This window comes from Acinetobacter rongchengensis (genome assembly GCF_003611475.1).
GTDB classification, from domain to species: Bacteria; Pseudomonadota; Gammaproteobacteria; order Pseudomonadales; family Moraxellaceae; genus Acinetobacter; species Acinetobacter rongchengensis.
The window spans coordinates 146,433-171,545 of sequence record NZ_RAXT01000004.1 but is presented as its reverse complement, the minus strand read 5'-3'; the positions used below and the strand labels follow the sequence as shown (position 1 = coordinate 171,545).

Genomic DNA, 25,113 nt, shown 5'->3' with positions numbered 1-25,113 from the left:
TTTATGTTACCTCGTCTTTCTATATCGTAATTTAGTTAAAATCAAAAAATATTGTGTCTTGTGTGATCTAAGTTCAAAATAGGGCTACTGCGTAATACCCATTATTGCAATATACAAAAAAAATAATTCTTTCATCAATTTAAAAGTAAAACAAAATAAATAGCTATTGTTAAGCATATATACACAGTAGAATTAAATTGTGATGCAAGTCACATATAAAATTGTATTGATAATAAGGATATAAATGATGAAAACAGCAAACTATATAAAGTGGTTTCTTTTCGCATTTTTAAGCTTATTTTTAGTTGCTTGTAAGCCTACGGCGAAATTTGAATATAGTCCGACAGCACCTAGTTCGGGTGAAGTGATTAAGTTTGATGCAACTAAAACTACTGTTTATAAAGCAAAAGAAGGTAACGCAATCAGCGTTTATGCATGGGATTTTGGAGATGGTTCTAAAGGAACTGGAAAAACGATTGAGCATATATACACAACAGCGGGTAAATATACGGTTACGTTAAGCGTAACAGATTTGGCAGGTCAATCGAGTTCAACAACTCAGAAAATTACAATAAAACAAGGGACTGTGCAAACTCAAGATGTTGCTGTTTCAGTGCAAAGTATCGATGGTGCAACGATTCCAAATGCAAGCGTAACAATTTTGGGACAAGTAGCCACTACTGATTCAAATGGATTAGCTGCATTAAAAGTGGCGATTCCACAAGGTACACAGCAAATTGTAGCTAAGTTTGAAAAATCAGGTTTCATTACCCAATCTATCGTTTATGAAGTAAAAAATTTAAAAGCAGTTTCAGCAAATCTTTTAGCGATTAAACAAGTTATACCCATTGAAGATATTTCTGTAGCACAAATGATTGAGTCAAGACACCTAGGAGCAACTATTACCATTCCAGCAAATGCATTTGTAAAATCAGATGGTCGTGTTGCAACAGGTGCGGTTACTGTGGAGTTGACACCATGGGATATCACCAATAGTGACTTAAATGCAATGCCTGCAAATGGTGTAGCAAGAGATGCGCAAGGGAATATTGTTCAGTTAATCAGTGCAGGAATGATTACGGCAACATTTAAAGATGCTGATGGACAAAAATTACAACTTGCAGTGGGTAAGACAGCGGATATTCAAATGAATTTACCGTTGAAGCGCATTAACAATCAGGAAATGACGGTTGGTACGCAAATCCCGATGTGGCATTTTGATGAAGTTCAAGGCTTATGGATTGAAGAAGGGATAGGACAAGTTGTTGCCTCAAGTGAGTCTCCTACTGGTCTGGCAGTTCATGCGACAGTGCATCACTTTTCGACATGGAATTGGGATTTTAAATTTGAAAATGCAGGTTCGGTTTTTGTTCAATGTCGACAAAATGGAATAGGTGTTCCTTGTTATGTGACAGCGAAAATTACACTCGATGATGGTTCAGCTTTTACAAAAGTAAATTACTTTCCTGTAGAAGGTTTAACGGTCATTAACATGCCATCCAATGGTTCAATTGAATGGTCTGCAAATGATGAAACTGGCACTATGATCGGTTCCCAAACCTCGGGTACCTCAGGAACAGTGATTATTGAGTTAAGTCCACCAACGACGGATAATTTTGTGAAGTGTATACTTCCAGATGGAGCTGAAATTGCGTGTCATGGCAAAATGAATGGGCAGATTAACTTCACATTGTCAAAGGAAGGAGGTCGAGTAATTTCAGGTATTCAGGATCAAGATAATCAATTGGACTGGGAGGCACAGACTGGATTGATCTACGAAAATAATCAATGGGTTCGTTATAAAGGAACGATTATATCTGGATTGACAGGTAATGTGGCTATTCGTCTAACAGAAAGGGAAGTCATTCAGTCAAATGATATTGTAAGTTTTCCAGTCGTTTGTACAAGTTTTAGCAATGGTTCACCCGTTGTGGATCCTAACGGGAATTGGGAGGTAGACTCTAAATTAATCGGAAAGCCATGCACAGTTACATTGGAAACGATGGATCGTAATAATCAGTATGTTTCTTTATCGTTTGAAGCTATTTATGGCAAACCAATGACCATAGCAGTACCTTCTGACTTTTTGAAAGGGCCTGATCATGGTGATTTTAGTAGAACGCTAACTGGCGTAGTCCAAGTTGATAATGTCACTTATCTGGGACGTGAATGGCTTGATACCACATCTACACCTAACCCAAATGAAATTATCCCAATTTTTCTTTTTGATAATAGTCTGCAATAAATGATCAAAAATACCTTTCATAAACTGAACTTGGAATTTTAGGCAGTTTAATTGGGTATAAGATTGAGTCCTGAATTGAACAGGGCTCAATCTTTTTAATTTCAATTCTTTTATGACTATAGTCATAAATATAATCATGAGTTTAATCAAGTCGTCGCCGAAATTTAGCATATTTGTCATACCATCTAACTTGGCTTTAAGGTTGAGCAGTAATTCTTGACGACTTAGCAGTATTTAAAAACATAAGTAACGCAAATGCAGTATTCATGTCATGGATTAACTTTACTTGTTATCTTTTTTATTTCTTTAAGTGATTTATTTTTAAATATTTATTCAATAAAGGTGATTTGCTACTTATTTTTCATTTTCTGTGTTGTCATGGTACAGCCAATAGAAGCACTAATAATTGTCGCTAAAGCCAACCATTGTGTCCAAAGCAGTTGTTCATTTAAGAAAATAAAACCTGAAAATGCCGCTACAGCAGGCTCTAAACTCATTAGCGTACCGAAGCTCAAAGCCGTTAAATTTCTTAACGCAATCATTTCCAAAGAAAAAGGTAATGCGCTGGCTAATACAGCTAAAGCGATAAAATAGATAAAGTTGGCAGGTTGAAAAACACTTGCGGGCATGCCTGTGAATAGAGCAATCGGCATTAAACACAGCATACCGACAAACATACCTAAACAAACCGTATGGTTACCTGAAATACCTGAAGGCTTTTGTCCTGCAACAATATATAGCGCCCAACATGCACCAGCACCTAATGCTAAAGCAATACCGATGGGGTCTAATCGCTGTACAGTCTGATCGAAAGGAAACAGTAAAACCAATCCTAAAATTGCCAATCCCACCCAAACAAAATCAAACTTTTGCCGCGCATGATACAGTGCAACACTTAATGGACCGATAAACTCAAACGAAACGGCAATACCCAAAGGTAATCGTTCAATCGATAAGTAAAATAGGGCATTCATTCCAGCTAAAGCGATGCCGTAACTGATGATTGCTGTCCATCTCACTTGTTTAAAATTGGCTTGCCAAATTTTGAAAATAACAGCCAAAATTAATGAACCCAGTAAAAGACGCATAGCGGAAATGGTCAATACAGGAAAATGCTCAAAGAGCACTTTAGCAAGCGCACCACTACTTTGAATACTGATCATCGCAATGAAAAGTAAAACTAAAGCTTGAAGATGAGGTGCAACTTTTAAATTTGGCATTCTTTCAGGAGTTTAGCGTAATAGCTTGTAGAAAAATATTGGCAATAGACTTCATTTTATAAAACAATTTTAGTGAAAAGTCATGTGATTTTGACGCTGTTGAGCTTAAGACACTTGCAGTGTTTTGTACAGAAGCCTAAGAGAAGATATTTAAATGGATTATTGATCAATAAAACCGAATTGCACTGAAAAATAATAGCTCTGAATGGCGTTAGCCTTATTGATCACAACCCAATAAAAAAACCACAGGTATATACCTGTGGTTTTTTAAAGCAGAGATGCTTAGAACAATACACGAACGCGGATTGTGCCTTCAACATCGCTCAGCGTATCAAGTGCTTCTTTAGATGCAGTTGCATCAACATCCATCACTAAATAGCCAACATCGCCTTTCGTCATTAAAGACTGACCAGAAATGTTGATACCATGTTCAGCGAATAAGTTGTTGATCTTAGAAAGAACACCTGGCACGTTTTTATGAATGTGCAGTAAACGATGTTTACCTTCAGTCAATGGAAGTGCGATTTCAGGGAAGTTAACAGCAGATAACGTCATGCCTTTATCTGAATAAGCAACAAATTTCTCAGCCACTTCTAAACCAATATTCGCTTGCGCTTCCATGGTAGAACCACCTACGTGAGGCGTTAAGATCACGTTGTCTAAACCACGAAGTGGAGAAACGAATTCTTCACCGTTGGCTTTAGGCTCTTTCGGGAATACGTCTACCGCAGCACCTGCAATGTGACCAGATTTGATCGCATCAGCAAGATCTTCAATGATCACACATGTACCACGTGCAGCATTGATGAAGATCGAACCTTCTTTCATTTTCGCAAACTGTTCTTTAGTAAAGAAATTACGAGTAGAAGGAACATCTGGAACGTGTAAGCTTACAACATCAGCATTGGCAAGAAGTTCATCTAGAGAACCGACTTGACGTGCATTACCCATTGGTAATTTAGTCACTGCATCATAATAAATCACGTGCATACCCAAGCTTTCAGCTAAAACTGAAAGTTGAGAACCGATTGAGCCATAACCTACGATACCGAGTGTTTTACCACGTGTTTCAAACGAACCTACAGCAGATTTGTTCCAGCCACCACGGTGAGTAGAAGCAGATTTAGCTGGTACGCCACGAAGTAAAAGAATCGCTTCAGCAAGTACAAGTTCAGCAACTGAACGTGTATTTGAGTAAGGTGCGTTAAATACAGGAATACCACGAATCATCGCTGCATTTAAATTCACTTGGTTTGTCCCGATACAGAAACAACCCACTGCGATCAATTTATTCGCAGCTTCAAAGATTTCTTCAGTTAATTGTGTACGGGAACGAATACCAATGAAGTGTGCATCTTTAACCGCTTCTTTCAACGCTTCACCCTCAAGCGCAGTTTTACGGGAATCGATATTGGTATATCCAGCAGCATTTAGAGTGTCAATCGCGTTTTGATGAACGCCTTCTAACAACAAGAAACGAATTTTATCTTTAGGTAGTGAAAGATGTTGGCTCATTACGGCTCCGCTACAAAGGCCAAATTTAGTCGCAGTATGATACCATAGACACTGTTCCATAGATATTTCGTTTGTCATAGTAAAGCGGATATTTTATCTACGATTTCTGATAAGCATTATATAAAAATCAAATAGATTGCTAATTTATTGATTTTTATAGTGCTTGAATAATGCTTTGGATATGACGTATGGGTCATGCAATGCAAATCTATGCTTTATCCATCGCTGTCAACTCGGTAAAATACTGCTGAAATCAGCATTATTGATCTTTTTGGTATTGAAAAAATGCTGAAAAATTTTCACTGACTGATTTAAAATTTTGCATGTTGTAGTACCGCAACCTTATTTTCTACTTGCTAGGCCCGCAAAAGATGAATGCTCCAGTAACGATCGCACCTGAATTAATGACCCAATTGACGGAAATTGTCGGTGAAAACCGCATCAAAACCGATGCTGATAGCTTAGAAAATTGGGGTAAAGACCATACTAAGCATTTCGATCCAAATCCGTCAGTGATTGTTTTTCCATCGTCTACTGAACAAGTACAAGCGATAGTTAAACTCGCTAACCAGTTTAATGTTGCGATTACACCATCAGGTGGTCGTACAGGTTTATCTGCGGGTGCTGTGGCTGCCGATGGTGAAATTGTCATTAGTTTTGACAAAATGAATCAAATTTTAGAGTTCTATCCTGCTGACCGTATGGTACGTATTCAAGCAGGCGTGGTGACTGAGCAACTACAAAATTATGCCGAAGAACAAGGCATGTATTATCCAGTTGATTTTGCTTCTTCTGGTTCATCACAAATGGGCGGCAACATTGGTACCAATGCAGGCGGTATTAAAGTTATTAAGTATGGCATGACACGTAACTGGGTGTTGGGTCTGACTGTTGTGACAGGTAAAGGTGATGTTTTGCGTTTAAACAAAGGCATGATTAAAAATGCGACTGGTTATGCGTTGCAACATTTATTTATCGGTGGTGAAGGGACATTAGGTCTAGTGACTGAAGCTGAAATTAAGCTTGAGCGCCAACCGCATGATTTACAAGTCTTGGTATTGGGCGTTCCTGATTTTGATGCGATTATGCCTGTGCTACATGCTTTTCAAAGTAAAATTGATTTGACTGCATTTGAGTTCTTTGGTGAATTGGCGATGCAGAAAGTCTTGGCTCGTGGACATGTCCCACGTCCATTTGAAACAGAATGTCCATTCTATGTATTGCTTGAATTTGAAGCGCCGTATGAACCAATCATTGATGCTGCGATGGAAATCTTTGAGCATTGTATGGAGCAAGGTTGGGTACTTGATGGTGTGATGAGTCAAAGTCTTGAGCAAGTACAGAGTTTATGGCGTTTACGTGAAGATATTTCTGAAACGATTGCACCGTTCACACCGTATAAAAATGATATTTCAGTATTAATCACGCATGTTCCAGCTTTTATTAAAGAAATTGATAGTATTGTTGCTGAAAACTATCCTGATTTTGAAATTTGCTGGTTCGGTCATATTGGTGACGGTAATTTACATTTAAATATTTTAAAACCTGAAAATTTATCTAAAGATGAATTCTTTGCAAAATGTCAGATCGTGAATAAGTATGTATTTGAAACTGTGCAGAAATATGATGGTTCGATTTCAGCGGAGCATGGTGTAGGCATGACGAAAAAGCCTTATCTTGAGTACACACGTACTGCCGAAGAAATTGAATATATGAAAGCGTTGAAAAAAGTGTTCGATCCAAACGGGATTATGAACCCTGGTAAATTGTTTGATTTGTAAAATTTAATCTGTCATAGAAACATAGTTTCAATAGTGTAAAGTGAAAAGGTATTGCATGATATGTGTAATACCTTTTTCTTGTTATAGGGGAATAATAACAATGAATCGTTTGATTTTAACTTCTGCTTTATGTGTAGCAGTATTGTCAGGTTGTGCAACGACACAGAATTTAGTGAATAAAGTGGGCGGTGGTTCTGGAACGCCTTTGGCTCAGGTGTTGGATGAGCGTAGTGACTTGCGTAAAGATTTGTCGACTTTAGAAATTCGTCAGTATTTTAATAGTGTTGAATCGCCAACTGTGGCAGAAGTGAAGTTGACAGAAACAGGTTTGATGGACGATTCTGTGAAGTCGATTCGCACCGTATATCGTTTTAAAAAGGTTGATGGTGATTGGAAGCGTGTCGACACAGAAAAAGAATATCAATGTTTACGTGGTAAAAATACCAAGGCTTTTCAGAAGGCAATGTGTTCTTGATTGATGGAAATAAGATACTGATTGTTTTAACTATTCCAAAAGAGCGGATCTGAGTAATATCAGATTGCTCTTTATTAAAATATAAATTATTGTTTTACATAAAATAATATATAAAGAGCTTTATTTATGTCAATTGATATAGGGGAGTATAGTTTACCTCTAAAGGTTAAGCCTTTAATAAAAAGAGATGGAGATATAATTTTTTGTATAGATGCTAAGCTAGTAAATAATGATGATGAAATAGCATTAGGGTTACAATATATATGTAATAGATATCTCTATGGACAAGGTTACTCAAGATTAATGGGGAAGTTTTTTGAAAATATGGGGCAAAATAGTGGAACTTTAATTCGCCCTTTTACGATTTCCTCAAAATTAATACCTTCAATGATAACTCCTGGTGACATTGATTTATTAATCATTCCTTATGAAAATGATCAACTTTTGGTTTCTAAAACTTTAGCCATAGAACTAAAAGTTATTAGAGCAAAGTTTGTTAAACAACAAAAATCTCCAAATGAGTATGGGTTCTCGCAAGCCAAGGGTTTATTGGAAGCTGGTTTTCCATATGTCGCTGTAATGCATTTAATCATATCTGATGAGAGCCCAACTGATTCTTGGCGTGATGTACTGATAGCTCAGATTGTTAATGCTGAAAGTGGAGAAATAAAAATTTTAGAAACAATAAAAAAAGATATGATGCCAACAAGTTTGATGGAAAGAGCATTTGGTCGTTTAATTAGTAATTGCCCAGATGGGAGAATTGGTTTGCTCTCTACATATTTTGAAAAAAGAAAGTATGACAATTGGCTTCCAAAAGGAAAAGTTGCAAAATTCAACGAAAAATGTTCTAAAGAAATTTTGGATTTGATAGCTGAGTTCTATTATCAAAATTATACAAGTTTTCTAGACACTAGAAAATATCCATATAATGAGGAAGGTTAGGAATTTTTATTAATTTACTGATTTTTAAAGTTAATCAATTTCTAAAAAGTGAACAAAATGAACATTCAACAAGAAATTCAAAACTTATTTAAAGATCGAGATGACTATCCACTGTTTTATATCGAAAGTGGTAGTCGTTTATGGGGTATGGCAAGTCCAGACAGTGACTATGATGTACGTGGTTTTCACCTACCTTCTAAAGCACAATATTATGACTATCGAAAACATCGTGATTTAATTGAAATCATGGATGGTGATTTCGACTTTGTTTCATTTGACCTGAATAAAATGTTTGGGCTTTTGGCGAAAAGTAACCCGACAGTTTTGGAATGGGTGCGTGCGCATATTATTTATTTCAATCAATTTCCTGAATGGGAAAAGTTTAGAGATGGTTTACTGGAACGAATAGACTATAAGGCATTGTATTATCATTATTTATCTCTTGCTAAAAGTGGTATGGATGTGATGCAAACCGCTGATAATTTTACTTATAAAAAAGTGTTTTATTCGATTCGTGGTTTGATGTCAGCAGAATTGGCAACACAGCAAATCATGCCTGAATTGCAGATCACGCAATTATTTGAACAAATCAATGCCAATGATCCATTACGCCATTGGGCAGAAGATTATTTGGAAATTAAAAAACAGCAGAAAGAAAAAGCACAATTGCCTGAAATTGAACAAGCTCAGATTTTAAAATTATTGAATGATAAAATTGAAGCTTTAAATTTACGAGCCATCCAACCGACTAACGATATTGAAAAGTTACAGCGTTATTTAACAGAATATAGTTTTAGCCTTAAACAACATTTTTATGGTTAATACTTTTCTGAGTGAGAGAATAAAAACAGTATGAAAACCCTCGCCTTTATCCACCGAAATGACAGCTTATTTTCTGTTGGGGATTTTCATCCAGTAAAAACCATTTTTTCACACCATGAGTTAGGAAATACGGTCTCACCTTTTTTATTGCTCGATCATTTAGGCCCAGGACTTTTAAAACCGAGCAACTTACGCAAAGGTGTGACAGAGCATCCGCATCGAGGTTTTGAAACTGTCACCATCATGTTTCAAGGTGAGTTGGAACACCGTGATTCTACTGGTGGAGGTGGCATCATTGCGGAAGGTGATGTGCAATGGATGACGGCTGCATCAGGTGTGATACATAAAGAATTGTTTAGTGAGGAATTTTCTAAACAAGGGGGTGCTTTTGAGATTGTACAACTGTGGGTCAATTTGCCTGCAAAAGATAAACTCAAGCCTGCCCGTTATCAAAGCTTAAAAAAAGCGACTATTCCAACAGTACAGTTAGAACATGATGCAGGTTTTGTTCGAGTCATTGCAGGTGAATATCTAGGATTTACAGGGCCAGCCAAAACCCATAGCCCAATTTTGCTGTTAGATATTCATTTAAAAGCAGGGCAAAGCACCGTATTTCCTGCCAAAGTCGGTGACAGTACCTTGATTTTCTTACGTACTGGATGTTTAGAATTTAGTCCTGAAGATGAACTACTCGATGACCAAGCACTTGCAGTGATATCGAGTCATGGTGAACAAGTTGAAATCACAGCACATCGAGAGAGTAAGTTTTTATTCATGAGCGCTGCACCGCTGAATGAACCGATTAATGCCAAAGGCTTTTTTGTAATGAATACTTATGCTGAAATTCTACAAGCCTATGAGGATTTAAAGGCTGGAAAATTTATTCAGCCTGTCGAATCTGATTAAATAAAACCATTCTTCTGGTTCATTTTTGCTTATATGATAATCTTTGTAAATCCTGACTCGTTTTTGTAATTGAACTTTGTTAGAATCTCGCCTTCAGCAAGGTGGGTGTATTTTGCTGAACTTAAAATCTCACAAATATTGTTTTATTATCGCTTTTTATTCATTAACTTAGACATCATTGATTTAGACATCTCGTGAATACGATGTTAATCAGCTTTATTTCAAAGTAAATTCCACAACTTTTTATTTAAAATCTCAGTGCTTGTCATTGGGCTGTCGCTTATCTCCCAAAACAGGGTGTATTGGCATTCTATAAATGAATGTCAATACACCCCAAGTTACAGCCAAACAAGCCAAAAATTATATGTAGAAAACAATGCAAAATTTAATGCAAAAAGAACAGACGACGACCCTCAGTCGTGCCACGCTGATGTTTCCATTGGCATTGGTATTGTTCGAATTTTCAGTCTATATCGGCAATGACTTGGTGCAACCCGCCATGCTTGCGATTACCAAAGACTTTGGTGTAAGCAGTGTTTGGGCGCCATCTTCTATGTCCTTCTATTTATTGGGAGGTGCATGTGTTGCATGGCTCATGGGGCCATTGTCTGATCGACTCGGTCGCAAAAAAGTATTGTTGGCCGGTGTGGCATTCTTTGCAGTCACCTGTTTATTGATTCTATTTACCCATACGATTGAAAGCTTCTTGGCTTTAAGGTTTTTACAAGGCTTTGGTTTATCAGTAATTTCAGCCGTGGGTTATGCCGCGATTCAAGAAACCTTTGAAGAACGTGATGCCATTAAAGTCATGGCATTGATGGCCAATATTTCCTTACTTGCACCGTTATTAGGGCCTGTACTCGGTGCATTTCTCATCGACCATGTGTCATGGCATTGGGGCTTTATTGGGATCGCATTTCTCGCTTTTCTAAGCTGGTTTGGCTTGAAAGCCAAAATGCCAAATCCTAAAGTCAGTATTCCCAAACAACCTTTAAGTTATATCTGGGATGACTATAAACAGGTTTATAAGAATAAGACCTTTATCGGACTGACTCTAGGTTTACCAATGCTCGCCATGCCTTTAATGTTATGGATTGCTTTGTCGCCAGTGATGTTGGTCGAAGAATTAGGATTGAGCAGTGTGCAGTATGGATTGGCGCAATTCCCAGTTTTAGGTGGATTGATTGTTGGTAATATTGTGCTCATCAAAGTGATTGATCGTTATGCCTTGGGTAAAACAGTGCTGATCGGTCTACCACTGATGCTATTGGGTACACTTATTGTGTTTTTAGGCGTGATTTGGCGAGAATACTTTCTATATTGTGTCATTCTTGGGATGACTTTAGTCAGTTTTGGTGAAGGGATTAGCTTCTCCGTACTGTACCGTTTTGCACTGATGTCTTCTGAAATATCGAAAGGTACAGTTGCCGCAGCTGTTTCAGTACTGATGATGTTTACTTTTTTCTTTGTGATTGAGTTGGTGCGTGTGTTGTATGAGCATTTTCATCTATGGGCTTATGCATTGTCATGCTTAACATTGATTGTTCTATGGTTTACCTTCCCACAAGCAACCTTGAAAAAAATTATGCTGGGTAGAAAGGAACGTGGTGAGTTCTAAGTTTTTAGATGCTTGCTTCATTCATATCGCATATTTGCGCTTAAAACAAAGGGAGATGTTTATCTCCCTTTGTTTTATTATCTTATTCTAAAAATAAGACCTTATAAATCATAATATTGCATTTTAATTTTGTGCAAATTTCTTCAATTGATGATCGAAAACAAATGGCCCAAACGGCAAAATGGATGCAATGAGGCCGAGGATAAACATCTTAATTGACCATTTCTGTTTTTCACACACTACAAATAAAACCGCAAGAAATGCAATAAACAGTACGCCGTGTCCCATGCCAACATATTTGACTAAAATCGGATTGCCCCAAATATATTTCATGGGCATAGCAACAAATAGGAGAAGAAGGAAGGAAATACCTTCGAGAAAACCAACAATACGTAAAGATTTAATATTCATGGTTACTATTTAACAATGAGAATGAGTTGCGAGTGTAACGTAATTCGATGAAAAGTTGGACGAAATGATAAAATTGCTGAAGTTGCATAATCTATAAACCCAAATATAAACCAATTTGCAGTTATTTAATTTCAAGTTCAAGCAATGTTGTTTTCAACTTTAACAGCTCTGGCAAGGTTTCCAATAACAAACTGATTTGTTTTAACGCCAGTAATAAATCATCAGATAAATTTTCTTGCTCACTTAACTGTTTAATATCCAATAATTTATGTTGAATCGACACTTCATCTAAAACTACATGGTGCAGTAAAACATCGTTGAGTGTTTGTTTACACCACAGCATTAAATCTAAAATCTGCTGATCATGTACTTGCTGACGATGACTGCCCAAAGCAGACACATAGCTGAGTTGACTGTGGCTATAGACCAAATAGCGAAAAGCATGATGGATTAAATCTTGTTGAGGGTTGGGTTCAGTACTTAAACTTGAAATCATGCTCGACAATTCAATTTGCGCATTATGTGCGAAACGACGAGCTTTGCGATAATCCACACTGTTGTTTTTACCATGTTGATATTGTTCAACAATTGCATCGAAATAGTCCAAAGTGGCTTGTGTACTTTTACGAATATTGTTGGAAATATTGCGAAAGTTCCAATCAGGCCAAATAAAACTCACTGCAAATAGGGCAATTAAACAGCCTAAGATTGTGTCAATAATTCGAGGTAAAATAATGGCATAGCCTGCACCTTTTAAATTAAAGATCAATAAAACCACTAAGGTTGCCATCAGCGTCGCCATGGCATATTTTTTAGAACGTAAATAGAAAAAGCATACCCCAAAAATAATGGTCAATACCAACTGACCTTCTACATTGGGGACAAAATAGAGAATAGGAATACCTAAAACTACCCCTAAAATTGTTCCTAAAGTACGTAATTTTAAGCGGCTTTTGGTTGCAAAATAACTGATTTGGCAGACAAATAAACTGGTGAGTAAAATCCAATAACCATGTTTAGCAAAGGGCAAGAGTGAGATGCTATAGCCCACCGCAAATACAAAGGCAATACGTACCGCATGGCGAAACAATGCAGATTTAGGCGTTAAATGTTGCTTGATTTTAAGCCATAAATCTTGCACACCATGAATATCGTCATCCAACAAATTCAAATTATCATGATGTTGACTATAACTTTGTTGATAGCTGTCTTGTTCGATACTGAGATTAATAAATTGTTGTTGTACATTTTTTAGATTATTTAAAACCAATAATAAATTCTTTACTTCTAAATTATAGGGATTTTGTTGAATCCACGCTTGCATCGATTGTTCTAAGTTTTCTAGGACCGTTGAATTGTCTGGATTGGTTTGAAAACTATGCTGTTTTAAAATGCTTTCAGCGAGTTTTTGACAATTGATGGCTTGTAAACGAACATTTTTTTGAATGCGATAAATTAAATCGGTACGACTAAAATTTTTATGAATATTTTCATAATGTAAGTAATTTGAAGTGACTTGTTCGTGAATGTCTTGTGCTAAGAAATATAAATTCAACCAGTAAATGGTGTTTTTATTGGCACGAGATGCTTTCAAACGTGTCAGTAAAGACGCTTTGGTGATATTTAAAATTTGTACGACAGCACTGTTTTGTAAAGATAAATCATATAAAAGTTGTTCGACATTATCGGTATTGTCAGGGTCAAACAGACGCGCTTTGCTCATTAATAATTGTGCTAATGAATCAAAGCTTTGCGATAAATTATCTTGAACAGCCTGTGTTGGTTTAAGTATATAGAATAGAATTGAAGTCAGACCGTACCACAATGTGCCCATAACGAAATATGTGGGTTGTTGGTACCATTCACTGTATTCACCCAAACCAAACATGGTGTAAATAGACAACAATATTGTACCGAATGAAATCGTTGCATAACGTTGCCCAAGGGCACCCATTAAAATAAAGGCGGCGCTTGAAAGTGATAAATAGATTAAAAATAATAACTTATAAGGATAGAGAAACTCGAGAATGCTACTTACGCTGAAAAATAACACACAAACCAAGACAAGATTACGCAAACGGATGGTCAGTCGATCATCAAAATCTGTCAGTGCTGTTGCAATTGCACCTAAGGTGATTGGGACAATTAAGTATTCAGCATCAAGAACATAAAGCCCCAGTGTTGTTCCAGTCAGAACAATAAAAATTTGTAAGCAATAGATCAGTGTCGAATTGGATTTGAAACTCAGAAACAGATCTTTGAAACTATTCACAGAGATTCTCTAGATTGAAAAACCGATTCATTATAGCTTGACCAATACATAAATGAATGAGCAAATAGGCAGTTTTGAAAATAAAAATGTGGATAAGTCTTTGCTTATCCACATCAAATTAATTGCTGAGTTCTGTTCAATCCACAATCACTGATTAAATAACGCCGCAGGCAATACGGTCACCGCCACCACCCAATGGTTTTGGATGATCTGAATAATTATCTCCCCCTGCATGGATCATAATTGCAAGCCCTTGAACATCTGAAAGTTTAAGGCGAGGGGCAATCACAGTGGTATTGGCATTGCCATTCGAGTCAACATTCAGCACAGGTAAATCACCCATGTGTCCTTCATTTGGTGTGCCATGTCCCGTATGGTTTGGATTGAAATGGCTTCCTGCTGCCAATGCTGCACCCATTTTTCCATCTTTTTCAGCAGGTTCACATGAGCCTTTTTCATGGATATGGAAACCGTGAAAACCTGAAGGTAAGGCTGATAATTTTGAAGTGATGCTTAAACCTTTTGCAGTATCTTGAAAACTAATTGTCCCAATTTTATTGCCAACACCTTGTGCTGATACACTATGAATGTCCACAACCTGTTGTGGTGATTTAGACGATTTGGTGTTGTTTGGATTCGAAGTACAACCCACTGAAATTAAAGCGAACAAAGAACAAAAGATAGACGTTTTAACGAGCTTAGATGACATCTCAGGTATTCTCATCATTTTGAAATTATTGCATCTATTGCAACAAAACTTAGACTACGAAACAATGTGCTTTAAATATCTGATTGTATAAGTTTATTAAATAAGTTTTATTTTATTAAAATAAATTTTTATTAAAACTTACCAATTCATGTGAATTGATAAGTTTTAAAATGAAATAAGCTGCAAACGAGTTGATATTTAAAACATGAAACTTAATGTTTTAAAACGGTTTTGATTCATCATCAATATCATATGCCATGGTTGTTTTAGGCATAGGTTCAGGATCAAGTGTTTCATGTAACCATTCACGCCAGATAGCAAGAAGAATTGCCAAGATCACTGGACCGATAAATAAACCGACCAATCCAAAACTAGCTAATCCCCCTAAAACACCAAACATGATTAATAAGAATGGAATCTTGGTCGCACCTGAAATGACCAATGGACGGATCACATTATCTGCAGTACTGACGATACAAACACCCCATGCCATAACCCCGATCGCTTCCACAGTTTGACCTTGTGAAAATAGCCACAGCGAGATAGCAGTATAGGCAACAGGAGGGCCGAAGGGGATTAATGCCATCAGGAATGTGATGATGGTTAGCACCATTGGATTAGGCACACCTGCCACAAAATAACTCAACCCTGCAAGAAACGCTTGAGCGACAGCTGTTAATCCGACACCATAAACAACAGCACGAGTCGTTTCTGAAATCGTGTCTAAATAATGATGAATACGTGGACCGATCAACATTTCTAAAGCTTTACTGACTTGTCCTAAAATGGTTTGCCCATCACGATAGAAAAAGAACAATGACATGACTGCAAAACACAACTTAATGACATTTCTAGTAATTTCATTGAGAACCAGTTTGCCGTAATTTAAATGCCCCTGAATCCAGGTACCAATGTTTTGGGAAAGACTGGTTGGGTCGGTATTTATTTCACGTACAGTACGGCTAATTTCTTTACCAATAATCGGTAATTCACGAATAAAATCTGGAACAGTTAAGTGACCAGAAGACAATTGTCGTTGTAAATCAAAATAAAGATTTCTGCCTTCATGTTGTAAAATAAAAATCGCAAATGTTAATGGAACGCCAACCACTAACACGACGAGCATAATCATAATAGATGCACTCAGCGTAGGGCGATGTGTTCCGAATATTCTTAAGATGCGTTTATACATTGGCCAAGTCATATAGGCGATAATACAGGCCCATAAAACAGGAACAATAAAGTATTTCAGAATATCATAGCCCAAAAAAATTAGGATAAATAATAAACTAAACAATAAGATACGCTGTATGTTCGAAGAAAATTCTTGCACTAATTACTCTGAATAAAATGCTGAGTTATTCACCCAATATTAACTGAAAAATGTAATGTGGCAAATTCTAAGCGACATTCACATGATCTTTTATAAAAATATTTCAAAACCAATCGCTTGGATCATCGATTAAGGCATCTAAAAGTGGCTGCCATTGCTGTTGAATGGTGATGAAATTTTTTTGAGTTTTATCAAAAATGGTTAAACCGTGCATTGCCAATTGACCGTAGGCACTACGTTCAGAAATCCATGCGACAGGCTTCTGTTCAATTTTATCAAAAAACTGCTGAATATCCTTAGCACTGGCACTGTTTGGTTTCATACGATTTGCAACTAAATGCACAGCAACTTTACCTTTGCGGATCTTCTTAATTTCTTGAATATGTTTGAGAAAACGTTTGGTACTGTCGATATCGAAAAATGAAGGTTGTAATGGGGTAACAACCGCATGACATTCACTAATCAATTGTTCTGCATGCTCACCCGTCAATGCACCTGGTGCATCAATCACTAAATAATCTAAATTTTTAGGTGCATCACCGATCGATTTCTCATGCCGCCAATCTAAACTTTGAATCGGAGCGGCATCTTCAGGACGATGTTTTAACCATTGCATTGCTGATTTTTGTGTGTCGGCATCGGCTAGAGCGACTTTATAGCCTTTTTGGGCAAGTGCAGAAGCCAATGTTATTGCTGTAATTGTTTTACCGCAGCCACCTTTCAAATTTGCAATGAGGATCGTTTTCATGATTAGACAATGATTGGGCAAGTGATTGTTTGCCCTAGCTTAGCATTAATTTGTCATGTGTAGGTTACACATGACAAAAGTCTAGTAGTTGTTTACATTGTGCAGTGTGTTGTTTTTGGAAGAAAAGCATGTCCATTTGGATGGCAATGTTAATTGGTGCATGTATAGGCATCGTTTTAACCACAATTGTGTTGTCGAGTACACGTAACGGCAAAATTAAAGCTGAGTATGAACAATATATTACTGAATTAGAGCTAGAGCATCAGCAGGCATTGGCCAGTGCGCAAAAGCGCAGTGTAAATACCAGTCGTGCCGTGTTAAAAGGCAAGATGGCAGAGCAAATGGCGCCGATCATGCCTGAATTTCGCTATTTACCTAGTGATGCTAAGTTTTTAGGTGATCCTATTGATTATGTTGTCTTTGACGGTTATACCGATTTTCGTGATGGTGATGGGTTGGCTGAAGATATTGAAGTGGTGTTAATTGATATTAAAAGTGGCGGCGCACGGTTGACCAAAGGTCAGCAAGCAATTGCTCAGGCGATTCATGAAGGGCGAGTGCGTTTTGAAACTATTCGAATAGATTTAGATGGGTAGGGTTTTGGTAGGGATGTATTGATTTGAGAAATTCGTTGTCTAAAAAAGTTCACCAGTTTCAGTGCTAGACCGTATTTTATAAGAAAAGTCACTTATTTAACGGTAATGCTGCTCAGTTAAGTCATTTAAATCCTCCGCCTTGCCCCTTCTGGAGTTAAGTTCCTCTCCTTTGATAAAGGAGGGATGAGCAGCACTGCTGCGTAAGGAATCTAAAATTAGTTTAAATTCTCGATAGTCTCTCTCTTTTTCCTTGTGCCATAAATGGTTCAGGCTTAGGGATAGGGACGACTCTTAGATGAATAACGACTAAATTGTGCTTAACTGACGAGCATTATTTATCTAAAAGGGTTTAAATTAATTCAATGTGATGTTCAGACCGTCATTTCAACCTTTTGCGCCCTTGCCATAAACATTCGTCGGCCTACTTTAGGTAGGTCTTCGGCATCAAAATAGTATTTTTCAGAAAATTTGAAATTTGCATTCAATAGCTCAAGCTCAATATTTCGATTGAGATGACAACCATCTGCAATCACTTTTTGTACAGGGGTAAGTACATCCTGTAACTTTTTCAATAACTTATTGTCTTGATATTGTACATGCTCAATCAAATGCAAGATGCCATTCGGTTTTAACACACGATGGATTTCTTGAAGGGCTTTGTCTAATTCAGCAATACTGCACAGCGTCCATGTACTGACAATGCTATCTACTGAATTGTCCGCAAAAGGCAGTTTTTCAGCGCTGGCTTGAATATGTTGTACATGAAAAGGGGCTTCTAAAACACGTTTCTTAGCCAAATCATAAACATCACGATTGGGTTCAAGTGCATAAATTTGTTCAACTTCTTGATAAAAAGGTAGATTGAGCCCTGTCCCAAAACCAATTTCAAGCACATCACCACGAACTTTACTCAGCAATTCTGCACGCCCTTGCATCAAACTCGGTGTTTGCATGACTTGATTGAGTAGATGAGGGAAAACCCGTTGTTGATAAAATTTATAGAGCATATTTTTAGGCTGTTGTTTTGCTATTGTTTTGATTTTAACCAAAGCAGGAATGGAAGATAAGACAAAAATATGACGAAATTTCTGTATTTTGTTACTGAAACTCGATTTTTATTTCATCCAGTCTTGTGAATAATAAACATAAATATTGAACCTATTTTGTGTGATTTGTTCAAGGTTTACATTTAAAGTAACAACTAAAGTAGCAACAGAGAAGGGCATGTGATGACCAAAAAATTTATTTATGCAGCAGCGTTGCTTCTGAGTGCATTTCAGGTCAATGCTTCTCAATCGATTACCTCTCCAAAATATAATATTGCCAATGGTCTAGCTCCTGTAGATCAGTCCCAAAAAATTTCTGTTTTAGAACCATTTCATGGTGAGTTCCGCATTTTAGGTTCCAAAGAATATAGTACGGATGAACAAGCAAAGTTTTCTCCGATTGATTATGCTGTCACACGTGGCTTGTTCACGGCACCTGATATTGCACGTCAAATCTCGATTAATCAGTATGATCGTTATTTAAATTGGCAAATGGCAAAACCACCGATTCCAGCGCAGTATGCGACACAGTTAGTCAGTAATATGCATATTATTCCAGCCAATCCAACGATTGCTAAAGCCATTAAAAAAGTGAAACGTGGCGATTTGGTGCGCTTAAAAGGCGATTTGGTTCAGGTTAACGATAAAAATCTAGTTTGGAAATCTGCCTTGGATTGGAATGGTGTGGGTGATGGTGCATGCAAACTTATTCGGGTTGACTCGATTCAATGGATCGAAAAGCAGAACATCTAAATTTAAATTCTGATTTGAGCCTGATTCAAGAAGATGATAAGGTATGTGCTGAAAAGATAAGCAAATACTGTCAAAAAGAGTGGATAAATGAAAGGTTTAGTGTGTTTTGGCCTCGTTATTTTGAGTATGGCAATGAGCGCTTGTCACGCGCCTTCTAACCCTGTTGTTAAAACACATGAATACACCATAGAGCAAAAGTGCCCCACTTTAAAGAATATGAAAGTCGGTGAGGTGTTGATATTCAATGTTTCTGAAAATCCAAGTACAGGTTATCAGTGGCAATTATTAGAACCTTTAAAAATTTTTAAAACAGAAGAAACTTATTTACAGAATAATAGTGATGAAAAAGCTGTTGGCGCATCGGGAACGAAAACATTCCGTTTTACTGCTGAAAAGCCCGGACAGGACTATATTCAATTGGTTCATGTACGTGCGTGGGAGTCATCTCAACAACCTGATCAAAAATGGTTATGTCGTATACGTGTATCTTAAGCAATAATCGGTTTGTGAATGTGAAAAGTGCCTTGTTGATCAGGCACTTTTTTATTTGTGATGCATAAAAGATGAATGCGCTAAAATTATTTTTTAGGCTGAGTCTCTTTCCAATGTTCAAGCTGATCATCCGCAGTCAGCATATCGCCCATGCCTTTTACCGCATCAGCAGGATTTTTAAGCTCGGCATCGCTAGACTGTTTTTTCGCATCATAGACTTTGGCTTGGTTTTCCCAGTATTGATAATACAAACCTTGAATATAGCGACCTTGTTCGGTCTTTAAATCCAATGCTTTTAACATGATTAATGCAGACTCAATACCATCTCGTTTAAGTTGATGATCAATTTTTGCTGTTAAATGACCATCAATGCTACGTTTCTTTAAATCTGCTTCAAGCGCATTGTTATTCTCAGCCAACTTTTGCTGATATTCTTCCAGTATGGCAATGTCATGTGCATCATTTGGAGTATTTGGAAATGCTTGAATAGGCTTGGTTTTCAGTTGATCCATCACTTCTTGTGACGTATTTTTTGTTTCTGAGTCATTATTTTGTTGTACATCGTTTTTCGGCGTACACGCTGTGGCTAACATAAGTGTAACCAACAATCCAGAGATGAGGATTGGGCGGAAAAATGGATTGGTCATATTATTCACAATATCGCTTTCAAGTGCTGGGTTAAGCTTCTAACTTTTTAAAGTTATATGCATAGGTGACATAAGGAAAGTCAATTTCATCTTGAGGTTGTTTGCCAGTATATTCAAAAATAATCTGTTCAAACTGTTGTTTTAATTTGAGCTGTTCATTTTCAGGCATTGCCGCAATAAAACTGGTAGACAATAGTCGTTTACTCACCACATTTTCTACTGTGCCTGCTTGTACGTGTGAGAAAACTTGAGTGCTTTCCAGTTGGAACAAAAACTGGTTTTCAAAGACCTGCTTCCATTGTCCACTGTGGTAGCGAGGTGTATCTTTTTCAATGGGCAAGAGCACATTGGTCAATGCTTTAACCCAATCGACCTGTTCATCTCGTTGATTCCAAATCAGTCCTAAATGCCCATTGGGCTTTAAGATTTGATGAATTTCATTTAAGGTTTCAATGTTGGAAAACCAATGGAAAGACTGAGCGCATAGAACTGCATCAATACTTGCTGAATTTAGTGGAATTTGGTCACTCTTGGCTTGTATTGTTTGTACTTCAGGATGTACTATTTTCAACTGTTCCAGCATTTCTGTGACAGGTTCGACAGCTGTAATATGTGGCGTAATTTGTTTTAAATAAGTGAGGAATTTTCCAGTACCCGCACCTAAGTCTACAACATTGGAATGGGCGTTAAGTTCTAAATCTTCTTTGAGCCAGTTAACCACCTCTTGTGGATAATCGGGACGCACTTGTTGATAAAGTTCAGCGGCAGAACTGAAACCTTTTTGAGCAGCAGGATGTAAGGAATGTGTCATATTTTGCGCTTTTTAATCTGCTTAGAATCTATAAAATATGACACTTGATGCAATGAATAGGCAAGTCGTCTGTTTATTTAATTTTAGCTAAAATCAGAGAGCTTAAGCTCGGTGTTGCCAATGGATAAGCAAATAATTTTTGAAGATGATCATATTAGAGCGATCTATTTACCTGGCAATTCAAATACTTTAGTTCTCTCATTTGGTGATTTGATCACACGTGCCAAAGGACTGTCGATCAATGCTGAAAAGTCATTGATGAAATATGATTATGCTGTGGTTGGTATTATGCCAAAGCAAAAATCATGGTTTCCTGCTGCGAGTATGGCAGGATTGCTAGAACAGCTACAACCGATCTTAAAGCAATTTAAAAATATTGTCGGCTATGGTGGTTCAATGGGCGGTTATGCGGCCATTAAATACGCTGAACCTTTGCAAATGAATCGTGTCGTGGCAATGGTACCTCAATACTCCATCGATCCTACTGAGGTTGACGATAAACGCTATACCGATTTTTATGATGCTGAACTGAATGCAGAGATGCGGATTCAGGCGCAGGATATCGTTGCAGATTGTGAATATATTATTGTTTATGATCCTTATTTTGAAAATGACAAAGAACACTATTTAAAAATAAAACCCCTAATTCCTCAATTACACACCTTGCATTTACCCTATACAGGGCATGATGCAATCGCTGTTTTAGCCAATTCTGCTTTATTGCATGATTTTATTGAACGTCCTTACGATCAGACTTATTTTTATAAGCAAATTCGTGAGGTGAAGAAAAACAGTAAATTCTACTATCGTAGTGTGATTGCGCATTTGCTTGGAACGCACAATGAGGCACTTGGGAAAATATTGAAAGGGATTGATATTCAACTGGATAGCACTTTTTTTGATGCCAGTTTAAAACAAACCATCACCCGCATATTATTGACCAATAAACGTGTAGATGAACAAGATTTACAAAAACTGGGTATTCAGGTCAATCTTGCTTTTGAAGATAAAAATCAACTCAAAGACTATTATGGAAATATTTTGGTTTTTAATGTGATTACGCAAAAGTTGGAAAGTTATGATCAACAAGTCATTGATGTAAATGGGAAATACATTATTCCATTGCATGTTGAAAATAGCGGCTTGGCACAAGTTGAAATTAAAAAACAAACCTATTTAATCTGTATGAATGACCGCCGTGTGATCAAGCTATTTAAGCAAGACGATGCTTTATCTTTAGATATGAACCCGATTGTCATTCGAAAATGTACGGATTTCTATGTACTTTCTTATAAAGACTTATACATGAGTTGTGATGTACAAGGACAAGTCACATTTGATGATGAAAGTTTAAATGAGTTTTGCCATTTTAAGATTTCTTAAAGTGTTTTTAAACCGATGTTTTTTATTAAAAATATTTGATATTAAACACATCGGTTTAAATAAATTGTTGGGAATAAGGCTTTATAATTTTTAAAGTCTTGTTGAACTTGAGGGTCATCTAACTTCAACACAAGACTTGTACTCAGATCGATATTGATGACATGTAATAATGAACCTTCTTCACCCTTTTTATAGTGATATTTAAATATCTTATGGGTTGCTTTATACAACTTTCCATAACTAAAAAAGTAATGATATAAATGATTTTGATTGGATAAATAGAAACGAGCATCTATACGACAGCCTCGATCTAATTGGATAAGTTTAAAATAATTACCATCATGCGATGAATATTCTTTAATATTTTCAACAGACTGTAATATATTTTCTTTTGCAAAGGTCTGCGTACTGAAATATGTTAGACCAATGGTCAATATCGCGAATGTTAGTTTTTCCATCATTATTTTGAAAGCGTGAAAGTGAAGAATATAGATTTAAAGTCTAAGATTTTGAATTAAAATTAACTATATTTTGAATTTATTTTAAATGAAAAGTTGAATAGTTATTTGCCCTGAATCAATATCAGTTATGATGATGAAGATAAGGACATCATTTTATAATACTTGTCAGCATTCGTAGGATTTTCAAATGCAAAAAAAAATGACTAAAAAAGTAAATGTACCAAAACAAGAACGTACTCAGAAGCGTATGGAAAAAGTGATTGCAACGACGCAAGAGTTACTTCTAGCAGTTGGAATTGAAAAAATTTCTATTCCTGAAATTGCCAATGCATCAGGTGTTCCGCGTACCAGTATTTACCAATTTTTTCCCAGTAAATACGATATTTTACGTCATATTGCATTAATGCATCTAAATGTATTGATTAAACAATTAGGGCAAGCTGCAGTGCGGGTATTAACAGATAGCCCAAAAGTATCAGTTGAGGAAAGTGGTAAATTACTGACAGCCAGTTTAATTCGAACCACGGCTAATTTTTTTAATGAATCTGACGTTGCCAGTTTGATTATTCTCAGTGGGCCATTTACACGACAGGCTTATCTCGAATATCAAGTTGAACTCACAAAGCTTAGTGATGGTGTGCGTAAGGCTTTGGAAATGCTCAAAGTTGAAAGTTATGTACCTCAAAAACCAGATGTATTAACTGTGATTATGGAGTTGATTTTTACCTATATGAAGCATGGTTATTATAATGATAGCTATATTTCTGAAGAGATTATTCAAGAAGCGTATCGAATGGTGGTCGCTTATTTATGGTCACTTAAAAATAATTTACATCCTATTTCCCAAGTTTAATATTTACGGTACTTTTACAATAATTAGAGATAAGTTCGTTAAGTTTTGCATAGATATAGAGAAGTGAGTGAGCAAATGAAGGCTGTATTTTTAGATTATGAATCTTTAGATAAAAATGACTTGGATTTTACCCAATTAAAGACAGCTTTTGATGAACTTATTCTTTATCCCTCAACCACTCCTGAGCAAGTGATTGAACGTGTTCAGGGAGCAGATGTGATAATCACCAATAAAGTGGTGATTGATGCAAAGACGATTGAGCAATCTCCGCAACTGAAGTTAATCCTTATTTCTGCAACAGGCACCAATAATGTCGATTTAGAACAAGCCAAATCCAACGGTGTCGTGGTGTGTAATTGTCAAGGTTATGGCACTTCGGCAGTTGCACAGCATACGATTTCGTTAATGTTGGCATTATCCACATCATTATTGAAATATGATCATGCGGTGAAGCAAGGGCAATGGAGCAAGTCGCCCATTTTCTGTTTACTGGATTTTCCTATTGTTGAATTGTCAGGCAAGACACTGGGTATTCTCGGTTATGGAGAGTTGGGTAAAGCGGTGGCTAAACTTGCAGAAGCTTTTGGTATGAAGATATTGGTAGGCGCATTACCTAAGCGTAGCAGTGATCAAAGTCGTGTAGCATTCGCAGAATTACTTCCTCAGGTCGATTTCCTGAGTTTGCATTGCCCATTAACAGACGAAACCAAAGATTTAATCAGTACTCCACAATTTGATCAAATGAAGGACTCCGCATTTTTAATCAATTGCGCGCGGGGCGGTATCGTCAATGAACAAGCCTTAGCCGATGCTTTAAAACAAGGTAAAATTGCAGGTGCTGCGACAGATGTGCTTTCGGTAGAACCGCCTAAAGAGGGTAATGTATTATTGGCTGAAGATGTACCAAATTTAATTATTACCCCGCACAGTGCATGGGGGAGTGTAGAAGCACGACAACGTATGGTAAATCAGTTGTATGAGAATGCTAAAGCATTTAAAAATGGGCAGGTTATACGCCAAGTAAATGGTTAAATATTTTTAGTCTCTCTGGCTTAGGTTGTATGACGAGAG

The 25,113-nt window shown here is 36.9% G+C and carries 24 protein-coding genes; 13 read left to right on the top strand and 11 right to left on the bottom strand.

Features of this window, described 5'->3' with window-relative positions:
* The first annotated feature begins 247 nt into the window (after window positions 1-247).
* The gene (locus D7V20_RS04330; RefSeq protein WP_235831595.1) at window positions 248-2,245 is read left to right on the top strand and encodes a PKD domain-containing protein; all 1,998 of its coding nucleotides are present in this window, start codon (window positions 248-250) and stop codon (window positions 2,243-2,245) included.
* A 350-nt stretch (window positions 2,246-2,595) separates the two neighbouring features.
* On the opposite strand, the gene D7V20_RS04325 is transcribed toward D7V20_RS04330, so the two are convergent.
* Entirely contained in the window at window positions 2,596-3,465 is an 870-nt protein-coding gene (locus D7V20_RS04325) for an EamA family transporter (RefSeq protein ID WP_120383104.1), read from the bottom strand.
* Between the two features lie 282 nt (window positions 3,466-3,747).
* Window positions 3,748-4,980, bottom strand: coding sequence for a phosphoglycerate dehydrogenase (gene serA, locus D7V20_RS04320; RefSeq protein ID WP_010113404.1), 1,233 nt, complete (start codon window positions 4,978-4,980; stop codon window positions 3,748-3,750).
* Between the two features lie 371 nt (window positions 4,981-5,351).
* Here serA and D7V20_RS04315 point away from each other — a divergent pair, with 371 nt between their 5' ends.
* The 6 genes from D7V20_RS04315 (at window position 5,352) to craA (ending at window position 11,527) form a co-directional block, all read left to right on the top strand.
* Window positions 5,352-6,761, top strand: a complete 1,410-nt coding sequence (locus D7V20_RS04315) for an FAD-binding oxidoreductase (protein ID WP_120383103.1) — start codon at window positions 5,352-5,354, stop codon at window positions 6,759-6,761.
* A gap of 100 nt (window positions 6,762-6,861) precedes the next feature.
* Complete coding sequence (locus D7V20_RS04310; protein WP_120383102.1) at window positions 6,862-7,236, top strand: hypothetical protein; 375 nt, start codon at window positions 6,862-6,864, stop codon at window positions 7,234-7,236.
* A 126-nt stretch (window positions 7,237-7,362) separates the two neighbouring features.
* Window positions 7,363-8,181: a hypothetical protein gene (locus D7V20_RS19990; RefSeq protein WP_213072503.1), complete on the top strand. Its 819-nt coding sequence runs from the start codon at window positions 7,363-7,365 to the stop codon at window positions 8,179-8,181.
* A 57-nt stretch (window positions 8,182-8,238) separates the two neighbouring features.
* On the top strand, window positions 8,239-9,003 hold the full coding sequence (locus D7V20_RS04300) for a nucleotidyltransferase domain-containing protein (RefSeq protein WP_120383101.1): 765 nt from the start codon (window positions 8,239-8,241) through the stop codon (window positions 9,001-9,003).
* A 30-nt stretch (window positions 9,004-9,033) separates the two neighbouring features.
* Complete coding sequence (locus tag D7V20_RS04295; RefSeq protein WP_120383100.1) at window positions 9,034-9,909, top strand: pirin family protein; 876 nt, start codon at window positions 9,034-9,036, stop codon at window positions 9,907-9,909.
* A gap of 388 nt (window positions 9,910-10,297) precedes the next feature.
* Window positions 10,298-11,527: a chloramphenicol efflux MFS transporter CraA gene (craA, locus tag D7V20_RS04290; protein WP_171407758.1), complete on the top strand. Its 1,230-nt coding sequence runs from the start codon at window positions 10,298-10,300 to the stop codon at window positions 11,525-11,527.
* Between the two features lie 123 nt (window positions 11,528-11,650).
* Here the strand turns inward: craA and D7V20_RS04285 are convergent, their stop codons facing one another.
* The 5 genes from D7V20_RS04285 to D7V20_RS04265 form a co-directional block, all read right to left on the bottom strand.
* Window positions 11,651-11,938, bottom strand: coding sequence for a DUF3817 domain-containing protein (locus tag D7V20_RS04285; RefSeq protein WP_120383098.1), 288 nt, complete (start codon window positions 11,936-11,938; stop codon window positions 11,651-11,653).
* 121 nt (window positions 11,939-12,059) lie between these two features.
* Window positions 12,060-14,210 carry a YccS family putative transporter gene (gene yccS / locus D7V20_RS04280; RefSeq protein WP_120383097.1) on the bottom strand — a complete coding sequence of 717 codons (2,151 nt, stop codon included), beginning with the start codon at window positions 14,208-14,210 and terminating at the stop codon, window positions 12,060-12,062.
* Between the two features lie 154 nt (window positions 14,211-14,364).
* Entirely contained in the window at window positions 14,365-14,919 is a 555-nt protein-coding gene (gene sodC, locus D7V20_RS04275) for a superoxide dismutase family protein (RefSeq protein ID WP_120383096.1), read from the bottom strand.
* Between the two features lie 220 nt (window positions 14,920-15,139).
* Window positions 15,140-16,252, bottom strand: a complete 1,113-nt coding sequence (locus D7V20_RS04270; protein WP_120383095.1) for an AI-2E family transporter — start codon at window positions 16,250-16,252, stop codon at window positions 15,140-15,142.
* Window positions 16,253-16,355: 103 nt separating this feature from the next.
* Entirely contained in the window at window positions 16,356-17,000 is a 645-nt protein-coding gene (locus D7V20_RS04265) for a ParA family protein (RefSeq protein ID WP_120383094.1), read from the bottom strand.
* A gap of 128 nt (window positions 17,001-17,128) precedes the next feature.
* Between D7V20_RS04265 and D7V20_RS04260 the strand changes: the two genes are divergently transcribed.
* The gene (locus tag D7V20_RS04260) at window positions 17,129-17,596 is read left to right on the top strand and encodes a Holliday junction resolvase-like protein (protein ID WP_120383093.1); all 468 of its coding nucleotides are present in this window, start codon (window positions 17,129-17,131) and stop codon (window positions 17,594-17,596) included.
* A gap of 371 nt (window positions 17,597-17,967) precedes the next feature.
* On the opposite strand, the gene D7V20_RS04255 is transcribed toward D7V20_RS04260, so the two are convergent.
* The gene (locus D7V20_RS04255; RefSeq protein ID WP_120383092.1) at window positions 17,968-18,603 is read right to left on the bottom strand and encodes a class I SAM-dependent methyltransferase; all 636 of its coding nucleotides are present in this window, start codon (window positions 18,601-18,603) and stop codon (window positions 17,968-17,970) included.
* Window positions 18,604-18,825: 222 nt separating this feature from the next.
* Here D7V20_RS04255 and D7V20_RS04250 point away from each other — a divergent pair, with 222 nt between their 5' ends.
* Both D7V20_RS04250 and D7V20_RS04245 read left to right on the top strand, forming a co-directional pair.
* Complete coding sequence (locus D7V20_RS04250) at window positions 18,826-19,395, top strand: hypothetical protein (RefSeq protein WP_120383091.1); 570 nt, start codon at window positions 18,826-18,828, stop codon at window positions 19,393-19,395.
* An 87-nt stretch (window positions 19,396-19,482) separates the two neighbouring features.
* On the top strand, window positions 19,483-19,887 hold the full coding sequence (locus D7V20_RS04245) for a protease inhibitor I42 family protein (protein WP_120383090.1): 405 nt from the start codon (window positions 19,483-19,485) through the stop codon (window positions 19,885-19,887).
* 86 nt (window positions 19,888-19,973) lie between these two features.
* Here the strand turns inward: D7V20_RS04245 and D7V20_RS04240 are convergent, their stop codons facing one another.
* The gene (locus D7V20_RS04240) at window positions 19,974-20,534 is read right to left on the bottom strand and encodes a hypothetical protein (RefSeq protein ID WP_120383089.1); all 561 of its coding nucleotides are present in this window, start codon (window positions 20,532-20,534) and stop codon (window positions 19,974-19,976) included.
* 31 nt (window positions 20,535-20,565) lie between these two features.
* Window positions 20,566-21,345: a class I SAM-dependent methyltransferase gene (locus D7V20_RS04235; protein WP_120383088.1), complete on the bottom strand. Its 780-nt coding sequence runs from the start codon at window positions 21,343-21,345 to the stop codon at window positions 20,566-20,568.
* Window positions 21,346-21,465: 120 nt separating this feature from the next.
* On the opposite strand from D7V20_RS04235, the gene D7V20_RS04230 reads away from it, so the two are divergent.
* Window positions 21,466-22,728, top strand: coding sequence for a hypothetical protein (locus D7V20_RS04230; RefSeq protein ID WP_120383087.1), 1,263 nt, complete (start codon window positions 21,466-21,468; stop codon window positions 22,726-22,728).
* A gap of 41 nt (window positions 22,729-22,769) precedes the next feature.
* On the opposite strand, the gene D7V20_RS04225 is transcribed toward D7V20_RS04230, so the two are convergent.
* Window positions 22,770-23,186, bottom strand: coding sequence for a hypothetical protein (locus tag D7V20_RS04225; RefSeq protein ID WP_235831594.1), 417 nt, complete (start codon window positions 23,184-23,186; stop codon window positions 22,770-22,772).
* A gap of 190 nt (window positions 23,187-23,376) precedes the next feature.
* Between D7V20_RS04225 and D7V20_RS04220 the strand changes: the two genes are divergently transcribed.
* Window positions 23,377-24,042, top strand: a complete 666-nt coding sequence (locus tag D7V20_RS04220) for a TetR/AcrR family transcriptional regulator (RefSeq protein WP_120383086.1) — start codon at window positions 23,377-23,379, stop codon at window positions 24,040-24,042.
* A gap of 75 nt (window positions 24,043-24,117) precedes the next feature.
* Window positions 24,118-25,074: a 2-hydroxyacid dehydrogenase gene (locus tag D7V20_RS04215; RefSeq protein ID WP_120383085.1), complete on the top strand. Its 957-nt coding sequence runs from the start codon at window positions 24,118-24,120 to the stop codon at window positions 25,072-25,074.
* Window positions 25,075-25,113: the final 39 nt, after the last annotated feature.

Coding starts and splice junctions, on each gene's coding strand:
- D7V20_RS04215 (WP_120383085.1), top strand. CDS start 24,118: ATGAAGGCTGTATTTTTAGATTATGAATCTTTAGATAAAAATGACTTG.
- D7V20_RS04255 (WP_120383092.1), bottom strand. CDS start 18,603: ATGCTCTATAAATTTTATCAACAACGGGTTTTCCCTCATCTACTCAAT.
- D7V20_RS04245 (WP_120383090.1), top strand. CDS start 19,483: ATGAAAGGTTTAGTGTGTTTTGGCCTCGTTATTTTGAGTATGGCAATG.
- D7V20_RS04310 (WP_120383102.1), top strand. CDS start 6,862: ATGAATCGTTTGATTTTAACTTCTGCTTTATGTGTAGCAGTATTGTCA.
- D7V20_RS04260 (WP_120383093.1), top strand. CDS start 17,129: ATGTCCATTTGGATGGCAATGTTAATTGGTGCATGTATAGGCATCGTT.
- D7V20_RS04220 (WP_120383086.1), top strand. CDS start 23,377: ATGCAAAAAAAAATGACTAAAAAAGTAAATGTACCAAAACAAGAACGT.
- D7V20_RS04250 (WP_120383091.1), top strand. CDS start 18,826: ATGACCAAAAAATTTATTTATGCAGCAGCGTTGCTTCTGAGTGCATTT.
- D7V20_RS04330 (WP_235831595.1), top strand. CDS start 248: ATGAAAACAGCAAACTATATAAAGTGGTTTCTTTTCGCATTTTTAAGC.
- serA (WP_010113404.1), bottom strand. CDS start 4,980: ATGAGCCAACATCTTTCACTACCTAAAGATAAAATTCGTTTCTTGTTG.
- D7V20_RS04240 (WP_120383089.1), bottom strand. CDS start 20,534: ATGACCAATCCATTTTTCCGCCCAATCCTCATCTCTGGATTGTTGGTT.
- D7V20_RS04225 (WP_235831594.1), bottom strand. CDS start 23,186: ATGGAAAAACTAACATTCGCGATATTGACCATTGGTCTAACATATTTC.
- D7V20_RS04285 (WP_120383098.1), bottom strand. CDS start 11,938: ATGAATATTAAATCTTTACGTATTGTTGGTTTTCTCGAAGGTATTTCC.
- D7V20_RS04230 (WP_120383087.1), top strand. CDS start 21,466: ATGGATAAGCAAATAATTTTTGAAGATGATCATATTAGAGCGATCTAT.
- D7V20_RS04300 (WP_120383101.1), top strand. CDS start 8,239: ATGAACATTCAACAAGAAATTCAAAACTTATTTAAAGATCGAGATGAC.
- D7V20_RS04295 (WP_120383100.1), top strand. CDS start 9,034: ATGAAAACCCTCGCCTTTATCCACCGAAATGACAGCTTATTTTCTGTT.
- D7V20_RS04265 (WP_120383094.1), bottom strand. CDS start 17,000: ATGAAAACGATCCTCATTGCAAATTTGAAAGGTGGCTGCGGTAAAACA.
- D7V20_RS04235 (WP_120383088.1), bottom strand. CDS start 21,345: ATGACACATTCCTTACATCCTGCTGCTCAAAAAGGTTTCAGTTCTGCC.
- D7V20_RS19990 (WP_213072503.1), top strand. CDS start 7,363: ATGTCAATTGATATAGGGGAGTATAGTTTACCTCTAAAGGTTAAGCCT.
- D7V20_RS04315 (WP_120383103.1), top strand. CDS start 5,352: ATGAATGCTCCAGTAACGATCGCACCTGAATTAATGACCCAATTGACG.
- craA (WP_171407758.1), top strand. CDS start 10,298: ATGCAAAAAGAACAGACGACGACCCTCAGTCGTGCCACGCTGATGTTT.
- sodC (WP_120383096.1), bottom strand. CDS start 14,919: ATGTCATCTAAGCTCGTTAAAACGTCTATCTTTTGTTCTTTGTTCGCT.
- D7V20_RS04325 (WP_120383104.1), bottom strand. CDS start 3,465: ATGCCAAATTTAAAAGTTGCACCTCATCTTCAAGCTTTAGTTTTACTT.